This is a genomic window from Flavobacterium sp. ACAM 123, assembly GCF_000264055.1.
In the GTDB taxonomy this organism is placed as follows: Bacteria; Bacteroidota; Bacteroidia; order Flavobacteriales; family Flavobacteriaceae; genus Flavobacterium.
The window spans coordinates 1-24,498 of the sequence record NZ_AJXL01000019.1 but is presented as its reverse complement, the minus strand read 5'-3'; the positions used below and the strand labels follow the sequence as shown (position 1 = coordinate 24,498).

Below are 24,498 nucleotides of genomic sequence, written 5' to 3'. Positions count from 1 at the left end.
TAAATAGGTGATCTTTATTTCCTAGACATCATCATAATCCACATAGATTGTTTCTGATGTAGGATGCGCTTGGCAGGTAAGAACTAGTCCAGAGGCTATTTCACCATCTGTTAGGATAGAGTTTTTTGACATTTCTGCAGTTCCCGATGTTACTCTAGCTAAACAGCTACTACAAATACCTCCCTGACAAGAGTAAGGAGCGTCTAAGCCTTGTTTTAGGGCAGCTTCCAGTAGCGTTTGTTTTTGAGACATTTCAAAAGTGGTTTCCTCGTCATCCACCATAACCGTAATTTTTGTATGTCCTTCTAAATCTTGTATCACATTTTCATGTGAAGACGCAGTAAATAGCTCAAATTTTATAGCTGATTCTTTGACGTTTTTCTCTTTCAAAACGCTCGTAACTACTTCGATCATAGTCTCTGGGCCACACAAGTAGAATTTATCAAATTCTAGCTCCTTGTGTTTGTTGTTCATAATATAATTCACGGTTGACTTTTCGATTCGACCAAATAGAGCATCTTCCACTTTGGCTTGGCTAAAAACACTGTGAATAAAAAAGCGACCCACATGTTGTAGCTGTAAATCATGTAATTCTTTGCTAAACATCACGTCTTCAGGCGTTTTATTACCATAGACTAGTACAAAAGAGCTTTTAGGTTCGCTTGTTAGTACGCTTTTAATGATCGAAAGTACTGGTGTTATACCACTTCCAGATACAAATGCAGCATAATTTTTTTGTCGGTCTGCTTTAGGCTCAAATAGAAACTTTCCTTCTGGTTGTCCTACTTCAAGCGCTTGTCCTACCTTTAGTTTAGTGTTGGCAAACTGAGAGAACACTCCGTTTTTCACTGCTTTTACTGAGATTCGCAATTCACCACTTTCTGGAGAAGAGCAAATAGAATAAGCACGGCGAATTTCTTCACCGTCAAGCGTTAAACGTAAATTGAGGTACTGTCCTGCAATAAAAGCATAATCAGGCTTTAATTCTTCAGGAACATTAAAAAGTATTGAAATCGCGTCCTTAGTTTCGCGTCGGATTTCTTTTATAATTAGTTTTAAAAATGAGGACATAGTTTAATTTTTTTACAAATATACTAAACAGAATAGGTTTCTTAAATTAAAGTCTTTGAATTTTTTTATACATAGAACAGTTATGTATAAGAATCTTATGTATATTTGTTTTTAAAAAGGAGATGGCATAGTGCCTCGCAATGGAAAAAAAATGAAAAATTCACAGTTGTATAAAGGAAGTTTAAATACCATTATCATGAAATTACTAGAGGAAAATGGTAAGATGTATGGGTATGAAATCACTCAAAAAGTAAAAGCGATAACCCAAGGGGAGCTCAATATCACTGAAGGTGCGCTCTATCCTGCTTTGCACAAACTCGAAGCCGAAGGTATTCTAGATGTAGAAATTGAAAAAGTGGATAACCGGATGCGAAAATATTATAAACTTACAGAAGCGGGAACTAAGGAAACCGTGAACCGACTCGCAGAACTGGAAGATTTTATTAGAACGATGCAATCCTTAGTGAACCCAAGTCCTAAATTAGAATTTTAATTTTATGGAAAATAAATTAACAGCAGGACAGGTCGAATATATAGCTGATTACATCGAATCTCGCGACATCAAATGGTATGAATTGCAAGTAGAATTGACGGATCATATGGTTTCTAGTATGGAAGAGTTTTGGGCGAAAGACTCGGAGCTTACTTTTTATCAGGTAAAACAATATGCTGAGGAAAAGTTTGGAAGGAATGGTTTTAAAGCAATTGAAAAGGAGCGAACCGAAATACTAAGAAAAGAGCACAGAAAAGCACAATGGGCGATGGTTGCTGATTATTTAAAGTTTCCAAAAATATTTGCAAGTGCGCTAGCTGTATTTTTAATTTATCAAGGAACTTTTTATTTTGATAACATTGTAGTCTACATGAGGGTTTTATTTGGAATGTTAATTGGTTTTTCTGCACTTTCGATTTTAAATTGGTATCGTTTTAAAAAAATAGACGATAGAGGTTTCTTGGCGCTTGAAACAGCTTATAAAATGAATAATAGCGCTTTACTGCTGTCGTTTTACCCCTTAATATTGGCAAAGCCATTTAAAGAAAATTTTGAGTACAATCATTTATTGTTTATTCCTTTTTGTTGTATTTGGGTGCTGGGGATTTTACTTGTCTTTACGGGTAGACATTTAACAAATAAAGTGGTTTCTGATATTAAACGACAATATCAATTAATTTAGAATTATCAAAACCTACTTTGTCATGCTGAGGAACGAAGCATCTCCATAAAACGGGATATTAAACACGAAAATTGCGATGATAGAATTTCAAGAAGGGTATCATAGTTATTACGTTTATATTTTAACCAATAAAGCTAAAACGGTCTTGTATACTGGCGTTACAAATAATTTAAAAATTCGGCTACAACAACACAAAGAATCCTTGAATCCTAACTCGTTTACAGCCAAATATAATGTTCATTTTTTATTGTATTTTGAAAAATTTACTTGGATACAAATAGCAATCGCTAAAGAAAAAGAAATTAAAGGATGGAAAAAAGACAAGAAAATCACACTAATAAAAACAATTAACCCTGAGTTGAGTTTTCTTAATTACTTGTTTGAATAGCGTTGTAGAGATGCTTCGTTCCTCAGCATGACAAAGTAATTGAGAAGATTAATATTAAAAAAAATATTTCAAATCGTTAAAAAACAACACCAATTTTCATAAAGATAAAACATGAAATTAACCGCCCCACAAATAGCCTTTATCAACGAAACCTTAGTTTTAAACGGTCTTATATACGACGATATAAAACTAGAAGTTATGGATCATATAGCTTCTGAGATTGAAGTTTTAAAAACGCAATCTATTCCGAATAGTAATTAGCATACCAATAGTAACTTGTCATGCTGAGGAACGAAGCATCTCCATAAAACGGGACATTAAACACAAAAATAACATGATAGAATTTCAAGAAGGGTATCATAATTATTACGTTTATATTCTAACCAATAAAGCGAATAAAGTGTTGTATACAGGAGTTTCAAATAATTTAAAAATTCGGCTACAACAAAACAAAGAATCCCTGAATCCTAATTCGTTTACAGCCAAATATAATGTTCATTATTTATTGTATTATGAAAAGTTTACTTGGATACAAATAGCAATTGCTAAAGAAAAAGAAATTAAAGGATGGAAAAAAGACAATAAAATCACACTAATAAAAACAATTAATCCAGATTTGAATTTTCTTAATTACTTGTTTGAATAGCGTTGTAGAGATGCTTCGTTCCTCAACATGACAGAGTAATTGAGAAGATTCATATTAAAAACAAATATTTCAAAACGTTAAAAAAATTACCAATTTTCGCAAAGACAAAACATGAAACTAACTAACCAACAAATAGCCTTTATAGATGAGACTTTAGTTTTAAACAGTCTTACATACGACGATATAAAACTAGAAGTTATGGATCATATAGCTTCTGAGATTGAAGTTTTAAAAACGCAATCTATTCCGAATAGTAATTAGCATACCAATAGTAACTTGTCATGCTGAGGAACGAAGCATCTCCATAAAACGGGACATTAAACACAAAAATAACATGATAGAATTTCAAGAAGGGTATCATAATTATTACGTTTATATTTTAACTAATAGAGCTAAAACAGTGTTATATACCGGAGTTACAAATAATTTAAAAATCAGATTACAGCAGCACAAAGAATCCTTGAATCCTAACTCGTTTACAGCTAAATATAATGTTCATTATTTATTGTATTTTGAAAAGTTTACTTGGATACAAATAGCAATCGCTAAAGAAAAAGAAATTAAAGGATGGAAAAAAGACAAGAAAATCACACTAATAAAAACAATTAATCCAGATTTGAATTTTCTTAATTACATGTTCGAAGAATAGTGTAGAGATGCTTCGTTCCTCAGCATTACAAATAGGGGTCTTTTTCTGTCATTGGTAATTCGTACTAAAAGCAAAAATTAAAAAATAACACCAATTTTCATAAAGATAAAACATGAAATTAACCGCCTCACAAATAGCCTTAATCGACGAAATTTTAGTTTTAAACGGTCTTAAGTATGATGACATAAAACTAGAAGTTACGGATCACATTGCTTCAGAAATTGAAGTTTTAATGGAAGAAAACAGCCTTACATTTCAAGAAAGCACGCAGATGGTTTTTAAAAAATGGAAGCCACAATTAAAACTTACAACCTATGGTTTCTTGTTGGGAAATCATTTTTTCGGGCCTAAGATTGCAATGGATAAATTGGCCGGCGCTGCGATAGGAGAATTGAAATGGGTTAGTGTTTTGGCTTTACTGTTTACTGTCAGTATTTTTACAATGTTCAGGATTAATCATAATATCGATTTTTTAATACTGCTTGGAATAAGTTTTAAAATATTATTTATTATAGGAGCCGTTTTCGCTATTTCAGCAGGAATAGTTCTTTTAAAATCGAAACATAAAACTGTTTTTTCAACTCTGTTTAACAAAAGATTTTTTTTGACTTTATTTTATCCAATTACTATAATGATTGGAACTTCTGACATAACTACTCTTTATAGAAATCTAGAAATTCAGTTGGTTCCTCTAGCGTTTACAATAGTATTTTTGTTGTTCCTCTTGAACAGTTTTCGACTTTTAGTTCAACATTTTAAATTTGTAAAAAAATTAGCCGATTAAAATTATAATTCATGAAACTAACCGCCTCACAAATAGACCATCTTTTCATTTTTACTCGCCAGCATTATGTAGAATGGTATGACTTGCAATCAGAGCTAGTCGATCATTTAGCCAATGCCATCGAAACCCAATGGCAGGAGAATCCCAAGCGTAGTTTTGACGAAGCCTTAAATGTTGAATTTAAGAAGTTTGGCGTTTTTGGATTTATGGATATGGTAGAAAAACGACAGGCAGTTTTAAGTAAAAAGTATAACTCCATCGTTTGGGAGCATTTTAAAGATTTTTTTGGTATCCCAAAGATTGTATTGACGATAGCAATGACTTTGCTCCTATTTAGCATTTTAAAAGTGAGCATTTATAGCGGATGGATTTTTATGGGGCTGTATCTCATTTTGACAGTATTTTCATTTTATAAAATTTTCAAAAACAGGAAAAAAAAGCAGTTGAAAGCGCAGACAAAAGAAAAAATTTGGTTGTTTGAAGAAATAATTAATCAATATGGAAGTATTGCAGGAATCATTGTTTTGCCATTTAATATCTTTAATCAATTAATAGATCAGACTGATAATTTTTTTGGAAATGCCAATTGGGTGCTGGGATTGAGTTTCTTTTCTGTAGTGTTTTCTATACTGATTTTTATCATTTTCAAGATTATTCCCTCTAAGGCCGAAAGTTATTTAATAGCCACCTATCCAGAGTATAAATTAGAAAAGCTGTAACATTTTCTTGTTCTTTATTACTTACTGTAAAACCAAAATAACCAAACTATGATTCAAAAATTCCTTTATCTCGAATGGAAATCCTTTTATAGATCGGCCTCCTTTGCAACTAACTTGGGTTTAAAAATCCTAATGGGATTCATCGCTGCTTATTTTATTCTGGTTTTTTTGGCATTAGGAATTGGGACTTTTTATATTTTGAAAAAAATGAATCTGGATCCTATCGTAACGGTTAATAAATTCATGATTTATTATGTAGTGATGGATTTAATCAGTCGGTTGCTGTTGCAAAAAATACCTGTAATGAACATTCGGCCTTTATTGGTTTTCCCCATAAAAAAAGCCACTATTGTACATTTCTCCTTGGGAAAAACTATTTTGTCATTCTTCAATTTAGTTCATGGTTTTTTCCTTATTCCCTTTAGTATCGTTTTGATGGTAGAAGGATATGATGTGTTGTCTGTAATACTGTGGTACTCTTCGATATTTTCACTGTTGTACATCAACAATTTTATTAATATTATACTCAGTAATAAAGATAATTTATTTACTTTTTTTTGATAGTAGCGGCGGTTTTAGGAGGATTACACTACTATGGATTGTTCAATATCACGGATTATACGGCGCCATTATTTAATGCTATTTTCAATACTTATTGGGTGTTTTCTATTCCAGTTGTAGCTTTAATTGCCCTATACTATGCTACTTTCCAATATTTCAAACGCAATTTATACTTAGATGCTGGATTGTCTAGCAAACACGATATTGCAGAAACGGAGGATTTAACGTGGTTGAATCAATTTGGAACCATAGGAACCTTCTTAAAAAATGACATTAAACTTATAAAAAGAAACAAGCGTTCTAAAACTACCGTTGGATTAAGCGTGATGTTTTTATTTTACGGTCTTCTGTTTTTCTCTACAACTGCCTTTTATGGTCCTGTAATGCATATTTTTGCAGGTATTTTTGTCTCCGGTGGATTCTTAATTACTTTTGGACAATTTGTTCCTAGTTGGGATAGCGCTTATTACCAGTTAATGATGACGCAAAATATTCCATATCGAGGGTATTTGAGTAGTAAATGGTGGCTAATGGTAATCGCTACCATACTAACAACAACTATTGCCTCGTTTTATCTCTATTTTGGATGGCAGATATATTTAACCATAGTAGTTGGTGCAATTTATAACATTGGAGTTAATTCGCATTTGGTTTTGCTAGGTGGCGCATACACAAAAACACCTATCGATTTGAGTTCAGGAAAAGGCGCTTTTGGAGATAAAAAAGCATTCAATATAAAAATTATGCTCATATCGATTCCGCAATTAGCTTTGCCTGTATTATTGTATTGGTTAGGTTCAAGATATGTGAGCGCTAATGTGGGTTTAGCACTTGTAGCATCAGCAGGTGTGATAGGTTTTGCATTTAAAGAGAAAGCGTTCTCCTTGATTGAGAAAATATACAAATCAGAGAAATACGCCACCATTGCAGCTTATAAACAAAAAGGATAATTAAAAATCAGATTAACGAAATAACCAGTTAAACGATTAAAATTTTAAAAAATGATACAAGTAAATAACCTTTCAAAAACATACAACGGAACAACCGTATTAAAAATAGATACTTTAGAAATAAAAAAAGGCGAAAGCTTTGGATTAGTAGGTAATAACGGAGCTGGAAAAACTACTTTTTTCAGCCTTTTATTGGATTTAATCCAACCTTCCACAGGGAATATTTTCAATCAGGATGTACAAGTGAATATCAGTGAAGCTTGGAAACCATTTACGGCCTCTTTTCTGGACGAAAGCTTCTTGATAGGTTATCTGACGCCAGAAGAGTATTTTTATTTCATTGGCGATTTACGCGGTCAAAACAAGGCAGATATTGATACTATTTTAGAAAAACATGAAGAGTTTTTTAATGGGGAAATTCTGAAAAATAAAAAATATCTGCGTGATTTATCCAAAGGCAACCAGAAGAAAGTCGGCATAATTGCAACCCTGATCGGAAATCCGGAAGTGATTATTCTGGATGAGCCTTTTGCTAATTTAGACCCTACAAGCGTTAATCGGTTGAAAAAAGTACTTAAAGAATTAGCTGAAAATAAGGAGGTCACGATCTTAGTTTCAAGTCATGATTTGCAACACACTGTAGAGGTTTGTGATCGAATAGTAGCTTTAAATAAAGGAGAAATCGTAAAAGATATTCAGACCTCTGAGGAAACGCTGCAGGAGTTAGAGCTATTTTTTGCGGTTTAAACCTCCATATTTCAAAAAGAAACGTATTTTTACAAGTTACAATACTAAAAAGCTTTTTTAAAAGTTTAATGATAAAAACGTTAGCCATTGAAAACCAATATATTAAAATATTCAATTCCATTAGGGTTTCTGTATTTTTTGGTAGCCTGTTCTGCAAGGAACAATAGCTTTTTATCTAGAAATTCTCATGCGCTTAGTACGAAATATAATATTTTGTACAACGGTGAAATTGGTTTAGACAAAGGCATTCTAGCGATAGAAGCCAATAGCAAAGACAATTTCTGGAAACGTTTGCCTATCGAAAGGATGCAAATCACGGATGAAGTTAGTTCAGAAGAAAAAGCAAAAAATGCTGATTTTGAATTAGCCGAAACTAAAGCAACCAAAGCGATTCAGAAGCATTCTATGAATATTGATGGAAGAGAAAGAAACTTTCAAATAGATGAAGCGTACTTGCTTTTGGGTAAAGCCAGATATTACGATCAAAGGTTTATTCCCGCAATAGACGCATTCAATTACATTTTATATAAATACCCAAACAGCAGCAAGATTTATGAAGCTAAAATTTGGCGAGGAAAAACGAATATGCGTTTGGGTAACGATGCTTTGGTTGTAAAAAACATGACGACTCTTTTGAAGGAGCAAAAACTTAAAAAACAGGTTGTTTCTAATGTCAATGCTCTTTTATCTGAAGCGTACTTGAACTTGGAAGAAAAAGACTCTGCTCTGATTAAATTAAAGGTAGCTGAAAAATTCACTAAACAAAACAAAGAAAAAGCGAGATATCGATTTATACTCGGTCAACTTTATGAAGAGTTAGGTAAGAAAGACAGCGCTATTTACCGCTATGAGTCGGTAATAGAAATGAATAGAAAATCCGAAAGGAAATATGTTATTCAAGCACAAGCCAGAAAAGCGCAGTTGTTTGACTATCAAAACGGGGACACTACTGCTTTTTTGAAAACGTATAGAAAATTAATCGCTGACAGAGAGAATAGGCCGTTCCTGGATGTTTTAAATCATCAAATGGGTGTTTTCTACGACAAACAGGGCAATCAGAAAAAAGCGTTGGACTTTTATACTGTTTCTCTTAAAAAAGCATCTGCCGACCAGTATTTAATAGCTTCGAATTACAGGAATATGGGAAATATGTATTTTAGAAATGCAGCGTATCCAGTTGCCGCAAAGTATTACGACAGCACATTAGTAAATCTTGACCTTAAAACCAGAGAGTTTATTCACATTGCAAAGATCAGAAAAGATTTAGACGATGTAATTCTTTTTGAAGCTATCGCTTCGAGAAATGATAGTATTTTACAGGTTGTTTCTATGTCAGAAGAAGGCAAGGTTAGCTATTTCGAAAACTATATCGACACCTTAAAAAAGAAAGATGAAGCTAAAAGAATTTTAGAAGAGAAACTAAAAGAAAAGCAAGAGAATATAGATAGAAACAGTAGTATAGCATCAATTGACCCTGCTTTTTCTGCTCAAAATTTAGGAAAGCCAACGCGCAATTCGCCGATTTCCCCCCCTTCAATGACTGCCTCAAATACAATGGCAAGTGTTTTCTATTTTTATAACCCCACGACTGTTTCTTTTGGGAAATTAGAATTCAAAAGAACATGGGGAAATCGAACTTCAGTAGGCAATTGGAGGCTGTCGTCAATAATCAAGGCTAACGCGATTTCACAAGACACTTTGGATGTCAATGGGGAGCAGCTGGAAGACCGCTTAAAAGAGGAAGAGAATAATGTAGTTGAAGAATATACTGCTGATTTTTATTTAAAACAACTCCCAACTTCGCAAGGGGCAATTGATAGCATAGGACAGGAACGCAATAAAGCCTATTATCAACTTGGGGTAATTTACAAGGAAAAGTTCAAAGAATATGAATTGGCAACCAAAAAGTTGGAGCAATTATTAGAAAATAATCCGGACGAAAAATTAATTCTTCCTGCCATGTATAATTTATACAAGATATACCAAATTACAAATAGTAGCAAAGCGCAAGCGATGAAAGACAGGATTAATTTCCAATTTCCAGATTCTCGCTATGCTCAGATAATAAACAATAAAAATCCGGAGGGAACGGTATTGAAGGACACTCCCGAAGGCGCTTACGATGCCTTATACAAACAATACAATGAGGAACAGTTTATTACTATTTTAGAACAAGCTGACGGGCTGATTAATCAGTTTTCAGGGGATGAAATAGTTTCAAAGTTTGAATTGCTGAAAGCGAATACGATTGGAAAGTTGAAAGGGCTAGCCGCCTATAAAAATGCATTGCATTTTGTGGCAGACAATTATCCTACTACGGAAGAGGGTAAAAAAGCGCAGGACATTTTGAAGAACCAAGTTCCTTTTTTAGAAAAACTAGATTTTACGACAACGGACACTAAAAACTGGAGAGTGCTTTACAAAGTTTTGGTATCAGAAGAAAAGAGCACGAAAACAATAGAAGAAAAGATTAAAAAATTGATGACCGGTGCTACTTTTCAGGATTTAAATTATTCCTTAGATGGGTATAGCGATACGGAAAGTTTTATTGCTATTAAGGGAATAAACTCGGAGGCATATGCGCGAAATATCAGTACAATTCTAAAAGATGATAAGGATTTTAAAGTAGTGATACCTGCTATTATCCTTACTAATGAAAATTATAAAGTGGTTCAAATTAAAAAAAATCTTGCTATTTATTTAGGATTAAAAAAAGAATAAAAATGTTTAATAGAAAAGCAAAGCCCTATACAGAGCTTTTAGGAAAAACGAATAGAATTGTAGAAGGAACTATTATAAAAGGAGACATCGTGTCCCAAGCTGATTTTAGGCTTGACGGAGAATTGATTGGGAACTTTTACTCTACTGGAAAATTAGTGGTAGGTCCTGCTGGCAGTATAACAGGAGATGTTAACTGTAAAAATGCAGATATCGAAGGTAAATTTGAAGGAATCATTCAAGTTGCTGAAATACTAAACGTAAAAGCTCAAGCCGTTATCAACGGTAAAGTTACGGTAGGGAAACTTTCCGTAGAACCTGGAGCTAATTTTAGTGCGTCCTGCGTTATGAAAATTAATGAAGAAAAGTTATTAATAACGGATGGAAAAGAAACCCAACAAAAAACAATCTAACAAATGGATTGCCTTAATTAATATACCCATTCAGAGTGGGGGTTATCTATTTTTTTGTTTGCTTATGGAGGAAACTGGCTCGATGAAAACTATCCCAATCCTCAAGTATATTACAATAAAATTTTAGTCATGGTTGGAGTCGCCTTGGCTTTGTACAATGTGATTCGACAAGTGAACGAAATCAACAAATCTCAATAAACTTTTAAGTAATAAAAGTAAAAAAGCTCCCAGTATTTCTGTCGTGTGGAGCAAACAAACACAGTATGAATTTTAAAAATCAAAAGCCTCTTATCAGCTTAGCACTATTTTCTGGTCTAGCGTACTTATTACACAAATTTAGTTTTTATTTATTAAAAATTAGTGTCGCTTCTTTTCAGTATTCAATCGAAGTACTTTATCTATTGTTTTTTGGTATGTCCACCCTGATATTCATCGTCTTATTAAAAGTGAAAGAAAAAAGCTTCGACAATGTTGGGATGTCTTTTCTTTTGGGAACAAGTATCAAAATGGTGTTTTGTTATTTAATATTAAAACCTATCTTGCACATCGTGACTTACGATAATACAATTGAAAAAGTTAATTTTTTTGGGATGTTTATTCTTTTTTTGTTAATAGAGACTGTTTTAACAATACGAATATTGAAAGAAAAACAATAAATCAGTAAATACATCAGAGAATTGAAAAAAATAAGTTTTTATACTCTTTTGAATAATAATAAAAAATGTACATTTGCACCAAATTTCAGAAACGTAAAAAATTAAGATATTTAACAGTTATGGTGATTTCAAATAGACCACTTAGATTTATAATAGCGACTTTAGTAGCCTGTCTTCCTTTAATGAGTTTTGCAAATCCTCAGGTGGATTCTGTGAAAGTTCAGACTGAAGTTGCACACGAAACTACTGAAAAAAGCCACGAAGGAGCTCATGCTGAACCTACAGATGTAAAATCTAAAATTAAAGCATACATTGGTCATCACGTGTTAGATTCTCATGATTTTACTTTTTTCTCTGATGACGTAGAAGGGGAACATTATGGTTTTTCTTTACCAGTAATTCTGTGGGATAACGGGATACACTTTTTCTCCTCTGCTAAATTTGAACACGGAGAAGCGGTTGCCGAATCTAATGGTAATTTCTACGCGATAAACCATCACGATGGGAAAATATACACGACGGATGCTTCTGGTACAATATCGGAGGGTGCAGATGGTTTTCCAACGAATGATCGTCCAATTGACTTTTCAATTACAAAAACAGTATTTTCTATATTTATTGCCTCTTTTTTAATGATTTTGCTGTTCGCAGGTTTAGCAAGAACTTATTCTAAAAATGGAGGAATCGCTAAAGGCGGAGGAAGAATATTTGAACCAGTGGTATTGTTTATACGGGACGAAATCGCTATTCCGAACATAGGAGAGAAACATTACAAGAAATACATGAGTTACTTATTAACTATCTTTTTCTTCGTGTTATTCTTAAATATTTTTGGGTTGATGCCTTTTGGAATAAATGTTACAGGTAATTTAACCATTACGTTTGCATTGGCCATCATGACTTTCTTAATAACGAATCTGACAGCTAATAAAAACTATTGGGGTCATATTTTCTGGATGCCAGGAGTGCCAAAATTGATGCGTATTGTATTAGCGCCAATTGAGTTGTTAGGAGTCTTCATTAAGCCATTTTCATTAATGATTCGTTTGTATGCAAACATTTTTGCTGGGCACATTGTTTTAATGAGTATCATCGGTTTAATGTTTATTTTCAAGAGTTGGATTGGTAGTACGTTATCATTTGGATTGTCATTTGCACTTTCTATCTTAGAGATATTGGTTGCATTTTTACAGGCCTATATTTTCACATTGCTATCAGCGCTTTATTTTGGCGCTGCTGTAGAAGAGCCTCACCACGAGGAGGCACATTAATAAATTGAGTGTTTAATTTTTAATTATATATATTATGGAAGGTTTAAATTATGTAGGAGCTGGATTGATCGTAATCGGAGCGGCTTTAGGGATTGGTAGAATTGGTGGTTCAGCAATGGACGCTATTGCTCGTCAGCCAGAAGCTTCAGGAAAAATCCAAACTGCTATGCTTATCGCAGCTGCATTAATTGAAGGAATTGGTTTCGCTGCATTGTTTGCTGCTTAATTAAAATTCAAAAAAACAATAGTTACAACGGTTGGTTGTAACTATTGTTTTTATTATTAAATTAAATATTATTATAGGTACATAACATGGAAAAGTTAATAAATCAGTTTGAGTTAGGTTTGTTTGTTTGGCAAGTATTGATCTTTGTTGGATTAATTTTCTTATTGAAAAAATTTGCTTGGAAGCCCATTCTTGATGCAGTAAATGATAGAGAAGAAGGAATTAAAAATGCCTTGCTTTCTGCTGAAAATGCAAGAAAAGAAATGCAAAACCTTCAAGCCGACAACCAACGTATTTTACAGGAAGCAAGAATGGAACGTGATAACATGCTAAAAGATGCACGTGAAATTAAAGAAAAAATGATTGCTGATTCTAAAGAGGAAGCGCAGGCTCAAGGTTTGAAAATGATCGAACAAGCAAAAGCAGCAATTGAAGGTGAAAAAAATGCAGCTATGGCTGAATTGAAACTACAAGTTTCTACTTTGTCATTGACTATTGCAGAAAAATTATTGAAAGACGAATTATCTAATAAAGAAGCTCAAACTAAATTGGTTGAGAAAATGTTAGGTGACGTAAAGCTAAACTAATATTATGGCAAGTACAAGAGCAGCAATTCGTTATGCAAAAGCAATTTTAGAGATCGCAGAATCTAAAGGAGTGGCTTTAACAGTTAGTAAGGATATGAACTTTATCGCTTCTACTATAGGTGGAAATATAGAATTAAGCACTTTTATTCAAAACCCCACTTTAAGAGTAGAAGTTAAGGAGAGTGCCTTACTAGAAGTTTTTGCAGATACTAATGGCGTAACAAAGAGTTTATTTCATTTGTTATTTGTAAACAAGAGATTTGAAATCTTGGAGACTGTTGCAGTAGAATATAGCAAATTATTCGATATCATGAATGGTGTGGAAGTAGCGCAGGTTACTACGGCTATTGCTATGGATGCAGTTTTAGAAGCTAAGGTATTAGCTAAAATCGCTTCATTATCAGATAAGAAAATTACAATAGAAAATCACGTAGACGCTTCGATTATTGGAGGGTTTATCTTGAGAATAGGTGACAAGCAATACAATGCTTCAATAGCCAATAGATTACAAGTATTAAAAAAGGAATTAAGTAACTAATTTTATTGCACATTTAAGTGTCTAAATTATAAATTAAGATGGCGGAAATCAAACCTGCTGAAATTTCAGCAATATTAAGAAAGCAAGTAGAAGGTTTTGAATCTGGCGCTACGCTAGAGGAAGTAGGAACAGTACTTCAAGTTGGAGATGGTATTGCTCGTGTTTACGGGCTTTCTAATGTTCAATACGGTGAGTTAGTAGAATTTGACAATGGTTTAGAAGCTATTGTATTGAATCTTGAAGAAGACAATGTTGGTGTGGTACTTTTAGGCCCATCAGTTGGAATCAAAGAGGGTTCTATTGCAAAAAGAACACAGCGTATTGCCTCTCTTAAAGTGGGAGAGCAAATGGTAGGACGTGTAGTCAACACCCTTGGTTTTCCAATTGATGGAAAAGGACCAATCGGTGGGGAGTTATACCAAATGCCTTTGGAAAGAAAGGCTCCTGGAGTTATCTTCCGTCAGCCAGTAACGGAGCCATTACAAACAGGGATAAAAGCAGTAGATGCTATGATACCAGTTGGTCGTGGACAACGTGAATTGGTTATTGGTGACCGTCAAACAGGTAAATCAACTGTCTGTATTGACACTATCTTAAATCAAAAAGAATTTTACGATGCAGGAAAACCTGTATTTTGTATATATGTTGCAATTGGACAAAAAGCGTCGACTGTAGCAGGAATCGCTAAAATGTTAGAAGAAAAAGGAGCAATGGCTTATACCATTATTGTTGCTGCTAATGCTTCTGATCCAGCTCCTATGCAAGTTTATGCTCCTTTTGCAGGTGCAGCTATTGGAGAATACTTTAGAGATTCAGGTCGTCCTGCTTTGATTGTTTATGATGATCTATCTAAACAAGCTGTTGCTTACCGTGAGGTTTCTCTTTTATTAAGAAGACCACCAGGGCGGGAAGCATATCCTGGAGATGTATTTTACTTGCACAGTCGTTTATTAGAGCGTGCTTGTAAAGTAATTGCTGATGATGGAATTGCTAAAAACATGAACGATTTACCAGATTCATTGAAACCAATTGTAAAAGGTGGTGGTTCATTAACGGCATTGCCAATTATCGAAACACAAGCTGGTGATGTTTCTGCGTATATTCCAACAAATGTAATTTCGATTACAGATGGTCAAATTTTCCTTGATGGAGATTTGTTTAATTCTGGAGTACGTCCTGCAATTAACGTCGGTATCTCGGTATCTCGTGTTGGAGGAAATGCACAAATTAAGTCAATGAAGAAAGTGGCAGGTACTTTGAAACTAGATCAAGCGCAATTCCGTGAATTGGAAGCGTTCGCTAAATTTGGTTCTGATCTAGATGCAGTTACTTTAAACGTAATTGAAAAAGGTAGAAGAAACGTCGAGATCTTGAAACAAGGTTTGAATGATCCTTACACAGTAGAAGATCAAGTTGCGATTATTTATGCGGGTTCAAAAAATCTTTTGAGAAACGTTCCTGTGAATAAGGTGAAAGAATTTGAGAAAGACTTCTTGGAGTTCCTGAACAACAAACACAGAGCAACTTTAGATGCTTTGAAAGCAGGAAAGTTAACAGACGAGATTACAGATGTAATCCAAACTGTAGCAAAAGAAATTTCAGCAAAATATAACTAATAGAAGTGATAAGTGATTAGTAACTAGTGAAGATCTAATTACTAATCACTATTTACTAATTACTAAAAATACAATGGCAAATTTAAAGGAAATACGTAATAGAATTACTTCCGTTTCATCTACGATGCAAATCACGTCAGCGATGAAAATGGTGTCTGCAGCAAAGCTAAAGAAAGCACAAGATGCGATTACAGCGATGCGTCCTTATGCCGAAAAATTAACTGAACTATTACAAAATCTTTCTGCAACACTAGAAGGAGATGTGGGAGGAGAGTATACAACACAGCGGGAGGTAAAAAAAGTATTAGTTGTTGCTATCACTTCAAATAGAGGTTTGTGTGGTGCATTTAATTCGAATGTAATTAAGGCATCCAAAAGCCGTTTTGGGTTTTATACAGGAAAACAAGTGGACGTTTTTGCGATAGGCAAGAAAGGAAATGATGTTTTAGTTAAGACAAGTGTAGTAATTGATAATCAAAGCGCAGTTTATGATGATTTGACCTTTGATAATGTAGCTGTGATTGCAGATGCGTTGATGGAGAAATTCATTTCTGGAGAATATGATAAAATTGAATTGATCTACAATCAATTTAAAAATGCCGCAACGCAAATTGTTCAAACGGAGCAATTCTTGCCTCTGGCGCCAGTGCAATCAGATTTGACAGCTTCGGTTGGAGATTATATTTTTGAACCGTCAAAAGAGGAGATTATCCTGACATTGATTCCTAAATCGTTGAAGACACAGTTGTACAAAGCGATTAGAGATTCATTCGCTTCTGAACATGGTGCTCGTATGACTGCTATGCACAAAGCAACAGATAATGCGACCGACTTGAGAAACGAATTAAAATTAACTTACAATAAAGCGCGTCAGGCTTCAATTACTAATGAAATCCTAGAGATCGTTGGTGGAGCTGAAGCATTAAACGGATAAATATTTATTCATCTTATTAGAGAAGCCTCGCGTGTGCGAGGCTTTTTTTTATTAATTTTAGACTGTATATTAACAACGGTAATACCATGCAACTGTATCTCAAAGAACTCACCACCGTGACTGAAATGCTTAAGAATATTGAATTGATGCGCTTTTTGTATCCAGATTTTCCATTGGAAAAATACGAATCGTATCTTAAAGAAATGGTGCCACATAATTACAAACAACTTGCGGTATTTGAAAACGAGATGTGTGTGTCCGTAACTGGGTTTTGGACAGGAACAAAATTATGGTCGGGCAAATACATTGAGATCGATAATTTTATTGTTCATCCAGAACATCGATCTAAGGGACTTGGTAAAATGATGACGGACTACATAGATATAAAGGCAAAAGAAGAGGGCTGTAGTATGATTGTGCTGGATGCTTTTACAGGAAACTTCACCGCACATCGGTTTTACTACAATCAAGGCTACGGCCCTAAAGGCTTGCATTTCGTAAAAATTATTAATGAAGAGGGATTATCTTAAATCATTTTACAATGGGTCGTATAAAAAAAATAGTGGTCTTGTATTTTGATCGTAGGAAGTCTCTCTTTTTGTGCTTCTAAACAGAATAATAAAATGGATTTTCCACAAGAAATGACGGCGGTGTATTTCCAAAAAATAGATGCGCAAGAAGGACAAACTAAAACCGGAATCTCTTTTTATATCGTACTCGATAAACCACTTAAGAAAGAAATTATGTTGGATAAGATCTATTTTCAAAATCAGGTCGCTATCCTTGAAAAAGAAAATGATAGGACTTTTGTAGCTCACTTTTATGAATTTCCAATGAATCAAGATTTGATTTTAGACAGTGACCTCTTAAAAGAATACGGCAATAAACTCCCCGTGATTGCGAAGCCACGATTTGATTTACAATCCAATGAGGCGGTATTGGAATATAGAAACCATAATAAAACTATGTTTTATACGATCGAGGCAATAAAAGAAAGACCAATGATTGCAGATCCAGCAGATAATAAACCAGAGAATTAGTTATTTTTGTTCTTTAAATATAAATAAGAGGTACTATTTTGGGATTATATAAAAAGCTTTTTAAACAGACTGCCATTTACGGACTCGCTACAGTATTGCCGAGGATGTTCAGTTTTTTCTTAGTTCCGCTTTATACCGATTTGCTTCCAAAAGCGGAGTACGGGAAGGTTTCCGTCGTTTTTGCTTGGATGATATTTTTTAATGTTATTTTGGCTTATGGTATGGAAACGGCCTTCTTCAGGTTTTATAATAAGGAACCCAATAAAAAAGTAGTAGAGGAGACGTCGATGGTGTCGATCTTTTGGTACTACCATTTTTTTTTAGTTATAGCACTTTTGTTTCGGAATAATTTAGCGAATTGGTCGGGAATTGATTCCCAATATATAACCTATACGATTTGGATTCTGGCCTTAGACGCCTTGGTTATAATTCCTTTTTCAAAATTAAGAGTCAATCAGAAACCAATTATGTATGGTGCAATAAAGGTTGGAAATGTTCTGGTTAACCTGATTTTAACCTTTGTTTTTCTAGTATCTATACCCATGTTTATCGAGGCAAATCCCCAAGGTTTTTTGCGTTCGGTTTATGTGGATAATTTTCAAATAGGGTACATATTCTTAGCCAATATTATTGCTAGTTTATTGACCTTTGTGGCCCTTTTTCCTAATTACGTGTATTTGAATTGGAAGGTGGATACAGATTTGTGGAAACGAATGATGCGTTATGGAATGCCCATTATGGTGGCGGGAATCGCCTTCGCGATAAATGAACAATTCGATAAAATTCTTCTGTCAAAATTGCTGCCAGCCAATATTGCAGAAGCTGAAGTAGGGGTCTATTCTGCTTGTTATAAACTGGGATTGTTTATGGTTTTGTACAGGACTGCCTATACCTTAGGTATTGAACCTTTCTTTTTTAGCCATGCTGGTGATAAAAACGCACCACAAACTTATGCGATGGTAACTAAATATTTTGTCATCTTCGGGTCTTTTATATTATTGTCCGTAATCGTTTTTGCCGATCTTTTTAAACTGCTGATGATTCGCGATAGCTCTTATTGGGAAGCGATGAAAGTAGTGCCGTTGATTATTTTGGCTAATTTCTTTTTGGGAATTTACACTAATCTTTCCGTTTGGTACAAACTAATTGACAAGACCTACATCGGTGCTTATATTTCCATAGTAGGTGCGGTAATTACTTTAGTTCTTAATTTTTTACTGATTCCCACGATGAGTTATTATGGTTCGGCCATAGCGACAATTGCCGCTTACGGTAGCATGATGACAATTTCCTATTATCTGGGAAATAAATATTATCCTATTCCGTACGATTTAAAAAAAATAGGGGGCTATCTCTCTATATCCATACTTTTTTCAGCGGTCTCCTTTTACGGTTTCAGAGAGAATTATTATGTTGGAGTCGGTTTATTAATCGTGTTTTTATATTTCATCTACCACAATGAAAAGGTAACATTGTTGAAAATTATAAAAAAATAAAAATAATCAGGAGCTATTTCCTGCCATTCGCTATATCTTTTTATCCTGATAAAAATCAGGATAAAAAGGATGCTGCTGCTGTCAGGGCTAAAAAAAAGAACATTTTTGCCAACTCACGATTGGTGTCATAAAAACAAATAAAAATGAAAATAAACATTATCAATAAATCACAACATGCCTTACCTAACTATGAAACTATAGCTTCAGCAGGAATGGATTTAAGAGCAAACATTACAGAAGCTGTAACATTGCAACCTTTAGGTCGCGCAGTGGTTAAGACCGGTCTTTTTATCGAATTACCGATAGGCTATGAAGCACAAGTAAGACCAAGAAGCGGGCTGGCTTTCAAAAATGGAATAACGGTACTGAATAGTCCTGGAACAGTTGATGCCGATTATCGTGGTGAAATTGGTGTGATTTTAGTAAATTTATCCAATGAACCGTTTGTAATCCAAAACGGAGAACGCATAGCACAACTGATTATCGCTAAGCACGAGCGCGCCGACTGGATTGAAGTTCAAGAATTATCGGAAACTTCCCGCGGAGAAGGCGGATTCGGAAGCACGGGAGTGAAATAGTTTTCGGACTCAGTATTCCGTTTATAGAATCAATTGTACAGCTCTAAAAATAACAGAATAAAGAAATAAATATACTTTGTGAACTTTGCGAAAGCTTTGTGAACTTTGTGGTTAAAACAATAAAACATGAAAATAATAGTACCAATGGCCGGACGTGGTTCCCGCCTTCGCCCTCATACTTTAACCATTCCAAAACCATTAATTCCTATTGCAGGAAAACCAATTTTACATCGATTAGTTGAAGATATTACCAAAATATTAGATGAGCCTATTGATGAAATCGCCTTCATTTTAGGTGATCCCGCTTTTTTTGGAGAAGATCTTGTCAAAAGTTTAGAAGAATTGGCGCAAAGTCTAGGTGCCAAAGCATCTATTTACCGCCAGTTGGAACCTTTAGGAACAGGTCATGCCATTATGTGTGCCAAAGATTCACTTTCTGGACCAGCTGTAATTGCTTATGCAGATACACTTATTAGAGCTGATTTTGATCTTGATCCTGAAGCAGACGCTGTTATATGGGTGAAGCAAGTAGATCAGCCGGAAGCCTATGGTGTAGTAAAACTAAATGAGGCTGATGAAATTGTAGAATTAGTTGAAAAACCGCAAGACTTTGTGAGTGATCTTGCCGTTATTGGTATTTATTATTTTAAAGAGGTAAATGATTTAAAAGAGGAGTTGCAAAATGTTTTAGACAACAACATTCAAAATGGTGGTGAGTACCAAATTAATGATGGGATTAAAGCAATGATGGCAAAAGGGAAAGTCTTTAAAACAGGTCACGTAGACGAGTGGATGGACTGTGGCAACAAGAACGTAACTGTGGAAACAAATTCCAGAATGCTAGGTTTTTTACAAAAGGAAGAGGCAGCATTAGTGGCAGTAAATGTAAGAATAGACAATTCAACAATCATTCCACCATGTTATATTGGAGAGGATGTGTTTTTAATTAACGCGACCGTAGGACCCAATGTTTCTCTGGGAAAAGGGTGCCACGTCACGGGCAGTGTCATTAAGAATAGCTTGATTCAGACACACGCACACATCAGTAATGCTAATTTAGACAATGCCATGATAGGAAATCATGTTCATTTTGATGGTGATTTTACTAGTATAAGTATTGGTGATTATTCGGTATTAGAATAACACTTTTTTTAGTGTTGTCTGGCACTTTGTATGGAACTCATAAATAAATTTCTGCAAGAGCTTTGCACCAGCTGTTGCGTTTAAAAAAGAGTCAATGAAAAAGTCGGCTTTATATATTCTATTTCTTGTTTTGCTAAGCAATTCGGCATCACTATTGGCGCAAACGGAACCAGAAGAAATAAAGTTAAATAGTGATAAATTCACGGATTATTTTTTTGAATCCTTAAAGCAAAAAGCAATTGAAAACTACGATAAAGCGATTGTGGCTTTAGAACAATGTTTAAAAATTGAACCGGAGAATGCCACTATTCATTTTGAATTAGGTAAAAATCATTTGGCCTTAAAAGACTATAGAAAGGCGTACAGCTCCTTTGAGCATGCCACACAAATTGACCCCACAAACAAATGGTTTTGGGTAGGAATGTACGACGTCGATTATCAAACTAAAGACTATGTCAACGCCATAAAAACAATCAATAAACTCATTCCGTTCGACACTAAATTCAAAGAAGACCTAACGTCACTTTACATGAGTACGAGTCAATTTGACAAAGCATTGGATCTTATAAATGAACTCAATGAATCATCTGGAAAATCAGAACGAAGAGAATCTTATAAAACACAGATTTTATCCCAAGGGAAATATCAAAACGCAGAAATCAGCAATTTAATTGATCAAATCAAAAAGTACCCCAAAGAGGAATCCAACTATATTTCGCTGATTTACTTGTATTCTAAAAACAATGAAACCGATAAAGTGTTGGAAACGGCACGAAAATTGGAAACAGAATTACCTACATCCGAATGGGCACAAGTGTCTTTGTTTAAATACCATCTGGAGAATAATGAAGGAGAAAAAGCTATAAATGCAATGAATATCGCTTTGGCTAGTGGTAAGATCGATTCCAAAATAAAACACCGAATTCTGAACGAATTTCTGATTTATGTAGGTGCAAATCCGCAGTTTGCTTACGCCTTAGAAAAAGCTACTGGTTATTTTGATGACGATCCGGAAGTGAATGTGGCTAAGGAAATAGGGAAGTTTTATCAGAATAAAAAACAATGGTACAAAGCAATTGGATATTATGAAAAAGCGATTGCTAAAAGTACGGAGATCGATATTGAAACGAATTTACTTCTGCTACAGTCCTACACGGAGACAAAAGAGTTTATAAAGGCGGCAAAAAAAGCCTCGGATATGGTAGACGTGTTTCCAGCGCAACCACAGTTTTATTATTATTCTGGCCTAGCATACAATCAATTGGGCCAATTTAAAAGAGCAACGGAAATGTTGGAAATGGGACTGGATTATCTCGTAGACAACAAGGCATTAGAAATAAACTTCAACATACAGCTTGGTGAAGCGTATCATGGTTTAGGAGACGAAAAGAAAAAAGATTTCTATTTTACTAAAGCCAATCAATTATTAAAACAATAAAATTACAATGAATAAATTTTTAGCAGTATTGGCAGTTGTTGTCCTACTATTTTCGTGCAAGTCAAAAGCGATTGTGACAGAAGCCACCGTTCCGGTCACTTACTTAAAATCAAGTAAAATAATAGCGAATCATTACAACAATAAAACGGAGTTTTCTACATTATATATAAAGGCTAATGCCAAATATTCAGATGACCGATCGGCACAGAACGTTACCGCCGAAATTAAAATTAAGAAAGACGAACAAATTTTAGTAAGCATTCGTTTTCTTGGAATTACAATGGCTAAAGCCAGCATAACACCAACATCGGTGCGCTATTATGAAAAGATAAAAGGCACGTATTTTGAAGGTGATTTTAGTGCTTTGAGCCAATGGCTAGGGACAGATTTGGATTTTAAAAAGATTCAAAACATGTTGCTAGGGGAGGCTTTGGACGATTTGTCAAAAGGAAAATACAAAGAATCATTAGTGGGGCAGTTGTATCGATTAGATGACTTATCAAATGGCAATACTAAAAAAACATTCTATATCAGCGCGACAGATTTTAGTGTTCAAAAACAAGAAATTACACAAACAGCTGAAGACCGGATGATTCAGGTTAACTATTCGAACATCATGAAGTACAAAGAAACGATGTTGCCAGGAAATTTGGTGATCAATACTTTTCAACCCAAAGGGAAATCAGAAATTGAATTAGAGTACAATTCGGTGACATTTAATGAAGATCTTTCTTTTCCATATAGTGTTCCAAATGGTTACAATAGAATTATAATTAAGTAAATTCGCAAAAATATATTTTTAAGATGCCAAAATTTCTCCTTAACCTACTGTTTATGTGTATGACCTCTATGATGTGGAGTCAGTCTTCGCAACAAGAAAAGTTAGAACAACGTAAAGTCGAAATCCAACGAGAGATTAGAGAAAATGAAAAAATGTTGAAAAACGTTAAGTCAAAGGAAAAATCGGCAATGAATGTATTTTTGATCCAAAAAAACAAAATCAAACTAAAAGAAACCTTGATTAATACTACCGAAAAGCAAACTAAGCTTTTGGCGAATGATATGTATATTAATCAAATGAAAATCAACAAACTCAACAAGGAACTTTTAGTCCTTAAAGAAGATTATGCTAAGATGATCGTTAAGTCCTACAAAAGCCGATCAGAACAAAGTCGGGCAATGTTTATACTTTCGGCAGAGAATTTCCTACAAGCTTATAAAAGAGCACAATATTTGAAACAATATACCAGTTTCAGAAAAAACCAAGGGGAAGAAATAAAAACCAAGTCAACCCAACTGGTTAACTACAACGATAAATTGAAGCTTCAGAAAGTAGCCAAACAAAAGCTCTTAGTAGAAAATAAGAAAGAAAAAGAGACGCTCGTAAAAGAAAAGCAAGAACAGGAGAAATTAGTCAACTCCATTAAGAAAGATAAGAACAGAATTGTATCTGACATTCGAAAAAAACAGCGGGAGTCTAAAACAATCGACAAACAAATTGATCGTTTGATTCGGGAGGCAATCGCTGAAGCAAACAGAAAAGCAGCATTAGAAAAAGCAAAAGCGAGAGCCTTAGCGTCGAAATCTAATGCAAGTCCGAAAGAAGTGGCCGCTGCGGTAGCTAAAGAGCCTGTGTCCTCTTCTAGAATAGAATTGACACCAGAAGATAAGTTGATTGCAGACAACTTTAAAGCAAATAGGGGGAGTCTTCCTTGGCCTGTCGAGAAAGGATTTATATCATTAGGGTACGGAGACCAGGCACACCCTATTTACAATACTTTAGTAATTCATAATAGCGGTGTTGAAATCACTACTAATGAAGGCGCTAATGCGAGAGCAGTTTTTGGCGGAGAAGTAGCTAGTATTATGGTGTTATCACCGGTAAATAAAGCAGTCATGATACAACACGGGGACTATTTCACCATCTATCAAAACTTAAGTTCGGTGTCTGTGAATAAAGGCGATAAAATAAGCATCAAGCAAAGTTTGGGTAGAGTGAGAACGAATGGAGATACGGGTAAAACGGTAATTAAATTTTTACTTTTACAAAATACCACTTATACGAATCCGCAGTCTTGGTTGTCTAATAAATAATTATCAGGCTATTGAATAACTCATAACAAAACAAGCGAATCGGATGATTCGCTTGTTTTG

General features: G+C 34.5%; 27 protein-coding genes and 1 pseudogene. 27 read left to right on the top strand and 1 reads right to left on the bottom strand.

Translation table 11 applies throughout. The annotated features are described in order from the left end of the window. Nucleotides 1-21: 21 nt before the first annotated feature. Complete coding sequence (locus tag A3SG_RS0105155; RefSeq protein ID WP_016988956.1) at nt 22-1,071, bottom strand: ferredoxin--NADP reductase; 1,050 nt, start codon at nt 1,069-1,071, stop codon at nt 22-24. A 151-nt stretch (nt 1,072-1,222) separates the two neighbouring features. On the opposite strand from A3SG_RS0105155, the gene A3SG_RS0105150 reads away from it, so the two are divergent. The 27 genes and pseudogenes from A3SG_RS0105150 (at nt 1,223) to A3SG_RS0105010 (ending at nt 24,438) form a co-directional block, all read left to right on the top strand. Beyond that, nucleotides 1,223-1,564: a PadR family transcriptional regulator gene (locus tag A3SG_RS0105150; RefSeq protein WP_029596620.1), complete on the top strand. Its 342-nt coding sequence runs from the start codon at nt 1,223-1,225 to the stop codon at nt 1,562-1,564. Nucleotides 1,565-1,568: 4 nt separating this feature from the next. Further along, nucleotides 1,569-2,246 (top strand): hypothetical protein, encoded by a 678-nt coding sequence (locus A3SG_RS0105145; RefSeq protein WP_016988954.1) that lies wholly within the window; start codon nt 1,569-1,571, stop codon nt 2,244-2,246. A gap of 76 nt (nt 2,247-2,322) precedes the next feature. Further along, nucleotides 2,323-2,634, top strand: coding sequence for a GIY-YIG nuclease family protein (locus tag A3SG_RS0105140; protein WP_016988953.1), 312 nt, complete (start codon nt 2,323-2,325; stop codon nt 2,632-2,634). Nucleotides 2,635-2,745: 111 nt separating this feature from the next. Then, on the top strand, nt 2,746-2,895 hold the full coding sequence (locus A3SG_RS21840; RefSeq protein WP_016988952.1) for a hypothetical protein: 150 nt from the start codon (nt 2,746-2,748) through the stop codon (nt 2,893-2,895). A gap of 73 nt (nt 2,896-2,968) precedes the next feature. Continuing rightward, a complete protein-coding gene (locus A3SG_RS0105130; RefSeq protein WP_016988951.1) occupies nt 2,969-3,280 on the top strand; it encodes a GIY-YIG nuclease family protein in 312 nt (103 codons plus the stop codon). A 334-nt stretch (nt 3,281-3,614) separates the two neighbouring features. Then, a complete protein-coding gene (locus A3SG_RS0105120) occupies nt 3,615-3,929 on the top strand; it encodes a GIY-YIG nuclease family protein (protein ID WP_016988949.1) in 315 nt (104 codons plus the stop codon). Between the two features lie 112 nt (nt 3,930-4,041). Beyond that, the gene (locus A3SG_RS0105115) at nt 4,042-4,713 is read left to right on the top strand and encodes a hypothetical protein (protein WP_016988948.1); all 672 of its coding nucleotides are present in this window, start codon (nt 4,042-4,044) and stop codon (nt 4,711-4,713) included. An 11-nt stretch (nt 4,714-4,724) separates the two neighbouring features. Beyond that, nucleotides 4,725-5,432 (top strand): hypothetical protein, encoded by a 708-nt coding sequence (locus tag A3SG_RS0105110; protein WP_016988947.1) that lies wholly within the window; start codon nt 4,725-4,727, stop codon nt 5,430-5,432. A gap of 48 nt (nt 5,433-5,480) precedes the next feature. Beyond that, nucleotides 5,481-6,943: pseudogene (locus A3SG_RS19175) on the top strand (DUF5687 family protein). Nucleotides 6,944-6,994: 51 nt separating this feature from the next. Beyond that, nucleotides 6,995-7,690, top strand: coding sequence for an ABC transporter ATP-binding protein (locus tag A3SG_RS0105100; RefSeq protein WP_016988946.1), 696 nt, complete (start codon nt 6,995-6,997; stop codon nt 7,688-7,690). Between the two features lie 87 nt (nt 7,691-7,777). Further along, on the top strand, nt 7,778-10,411 hold the full coding sequence (locus tag A3SG_RS0105095) for a tetratricopeptide repeat protein (protein ID WP_016988945.1): 2,634 nt from the start codon (nt 7,778-7,780) through the stop codon (nt 10,409-10,411). 2 nt (nt 10,412-10,413) lie between these two features. Next, nucleotides 10,414-10,821 carry a polymer-forming cytoskeletal protein gene (locus A3SG_RS0105090; protein ID WP_016988944.1) on the top strand — a complete coding sequence of 136 codons (408 nt, stop codon included), beginning with the start codon at nt 10,414-10,416 and terminating at the stop codon, nt 10,819-10,821. Nucleotides 10,822-10,875: 54 nt separating this feature from the next. Beyond that, nucleotides 10,876-11,019, top strand: a complete 144-nt coding sequence (locus tag A3SG_RS23065) for an AtpZ/AtpI family protein (protein WP_410500987.1) — start codon at nt 10,876-10,878, stop codon at nt 11,017-11,019. Nucleotides 11,020-11,596: 577 nt separating this feature from the next. Then, nucleotides 11,597-12,748, top strand: a complete 1,152-nt coding sequence (atpB, locus tag A3SG_RS0105075; RefSeq protein WP_029596619.1) for a F0F1 ATP synthase subunit A — start codon at nt 11,597-11,599, stop codon at nt 12,746-12,748. A gap of 34 nt (nt 12,749-12,782) precedes the next feature. Further along, nucleotides 12,783-12,974, top strand: coding sequence for an ATP synthase F0 subunit C (gene atpE / locus A3SG_RS0105070; protein WP_016988941.1), 192 nt, complete (start codon nt 12,783-12,785; stop codon nt 12,972-12,974). A gap of 86 nt (nt 12,975-13,060) precedes the next feature. Next, nucleotides 13,061-13,561, top strand: coding sequence for a F0F1 ATP synthase subunit B (locus A3SG_RS0105065; RefSeq protein WP_016988940.1), 501 nt, complete (start codon nt 13,061-13,063; stop codon nt 13,559-13,561). 4 nt (nt 13,562-13,565) lie between these two features. Beyond that, the gene (gene atpH, locus A3SG_RS0105060; RefSeq protein ID WP_016988939.1) at nt 13,566-14,099 is read left to right on the top strand and encodes an ATP synthase F1 subunit delta; all 534 of its coding nucleotides are present in this window, start codon (nt 13,566-13,568) and stop codon (nt 14,097-14,099) included. 38 nt (nt 14,100-14,137) lie between these two features. Next, nucleotides 14,138-15,715 (top strand): F0F1 ATP synthase subunit alpha, encoded by a 1,578-nt coding sequence (gene atpA, locus A3SG_RS0105055; protein WP_016988938.1) that lies wholly within the window; start codon nt 14,138-14,140, stop codon nt 15,713-15,715. A 73-nt stretch (nt 15,716-15,788) separates the two neighbouring features. After that, nucleotides 15,789-16,649 carry an ATP synthase F1 subunit gamma gene (gene atpG / locus A3SG_RS0105050; RefSeq protein WP_016988937.1) on the top strand — a complete coding sequence of 287 codons (861 nt, stop codon included), beginning with the start codon at nt 15,789-15,791 and terminating at the stop codon, nt 16,647-16,649. Nucleotides 16,650-16,735: 86 nt separating this feature from the next. Beyond that, nucleotides 16,736-17,179: a GNAT family N-acetyltransferase gene (locus tag A3SG_RS0105045; RefSeq protein ID WP_016988936.1), complete on the top strand. Its 444-nt coding sequence runs from the start codon at nt 16,736-16,738 to the stop codon at nt 17,177-17,179. A gap of 93 nt (nt 17,180-17,272) precedes the next feature. After that, on the top strand, nt 17,273-17,689 hold the full coding sequence (locus A3SG_RS0105040; RefSeq protein WP_016988935.1) for a hypothetical protein: 417 nt from the start codon (nt 17,273-17,275) through the stop codon (nt 17,687-17,689). Nucleotides 17,690-17,727: 38 nt separating this feature from the next. After that, a complete protein-coding gene (locus tag A3SG_RS0105035) occupies nt 17,728-19,185 on the top strand; it encodes a lipopolysaccharide biosynthesis protein (RefSeq protein WP_029596618.1) in 1,458 nt (485 codons plus the stop codon). Between the two features lie 143 nt (nt 19,186-19,328). After that, nucleotides 19,329-19,763, top strand: a complete 435-nt coding sequence (gene dut / locus A3SG_RS0105030) for a dUTP diphosphatase (RefSeq protein WP_016988933.1) — start codon at nt 19,329-19,331, stop codon at nt 19,761-19,763. 126 nt (nt 19,764-19,889) lie between these two features. Then, complete coding sequence (locus tag A3SG_RS0105025) at nt 19,890-20,906, top strand: sugar phosphate nucleotidyltransferase (protein WP_016988932.1); 1,017 nt, start codon at nt 19,890-19,892, stop codon at nt 20,904-20,906. A gap of 94 nt (nt 20,907-21,000) precedes the next feature. Then, nucleotides 21,001-22,344 (top strand): tetratricopeptide repeat protein, encoded by a 1,344-nt coding sequence (locus tag A3SG_RS0105020; RefSeq protein WP_016988931.1) that lies wholly within the window; start codon nt 21,001-21,003, stop codon nt 22,342-22,344. Nucleotides 22,345-22,351: 7 nt separating this feature from the next. Further along, nucleotides 22,352-23,125, top strand: a complete 774-nt coding sequence (locus tag A3SG_RS0105015) for a DUF4292 domain-containing protein (protein WP_016988930.1) — start codon at nt 22,352-22,354, stop codon at nt 23,123-23,125. 23 nt (nt 23,126-23,148) lie between these two features. Beyond that, a complete protein-coding gene (locus A3SG_RS0105010; protein ID WP_029596617.1) occupies nt 23,149-24,438 on the top strand; it encodes a murein hydrolase activator EnvC family protein in 1,290 nt (429 codons plus the stop codon). Nucleotides 24,439-24,498: the final 60 nt, after the last annotated feature.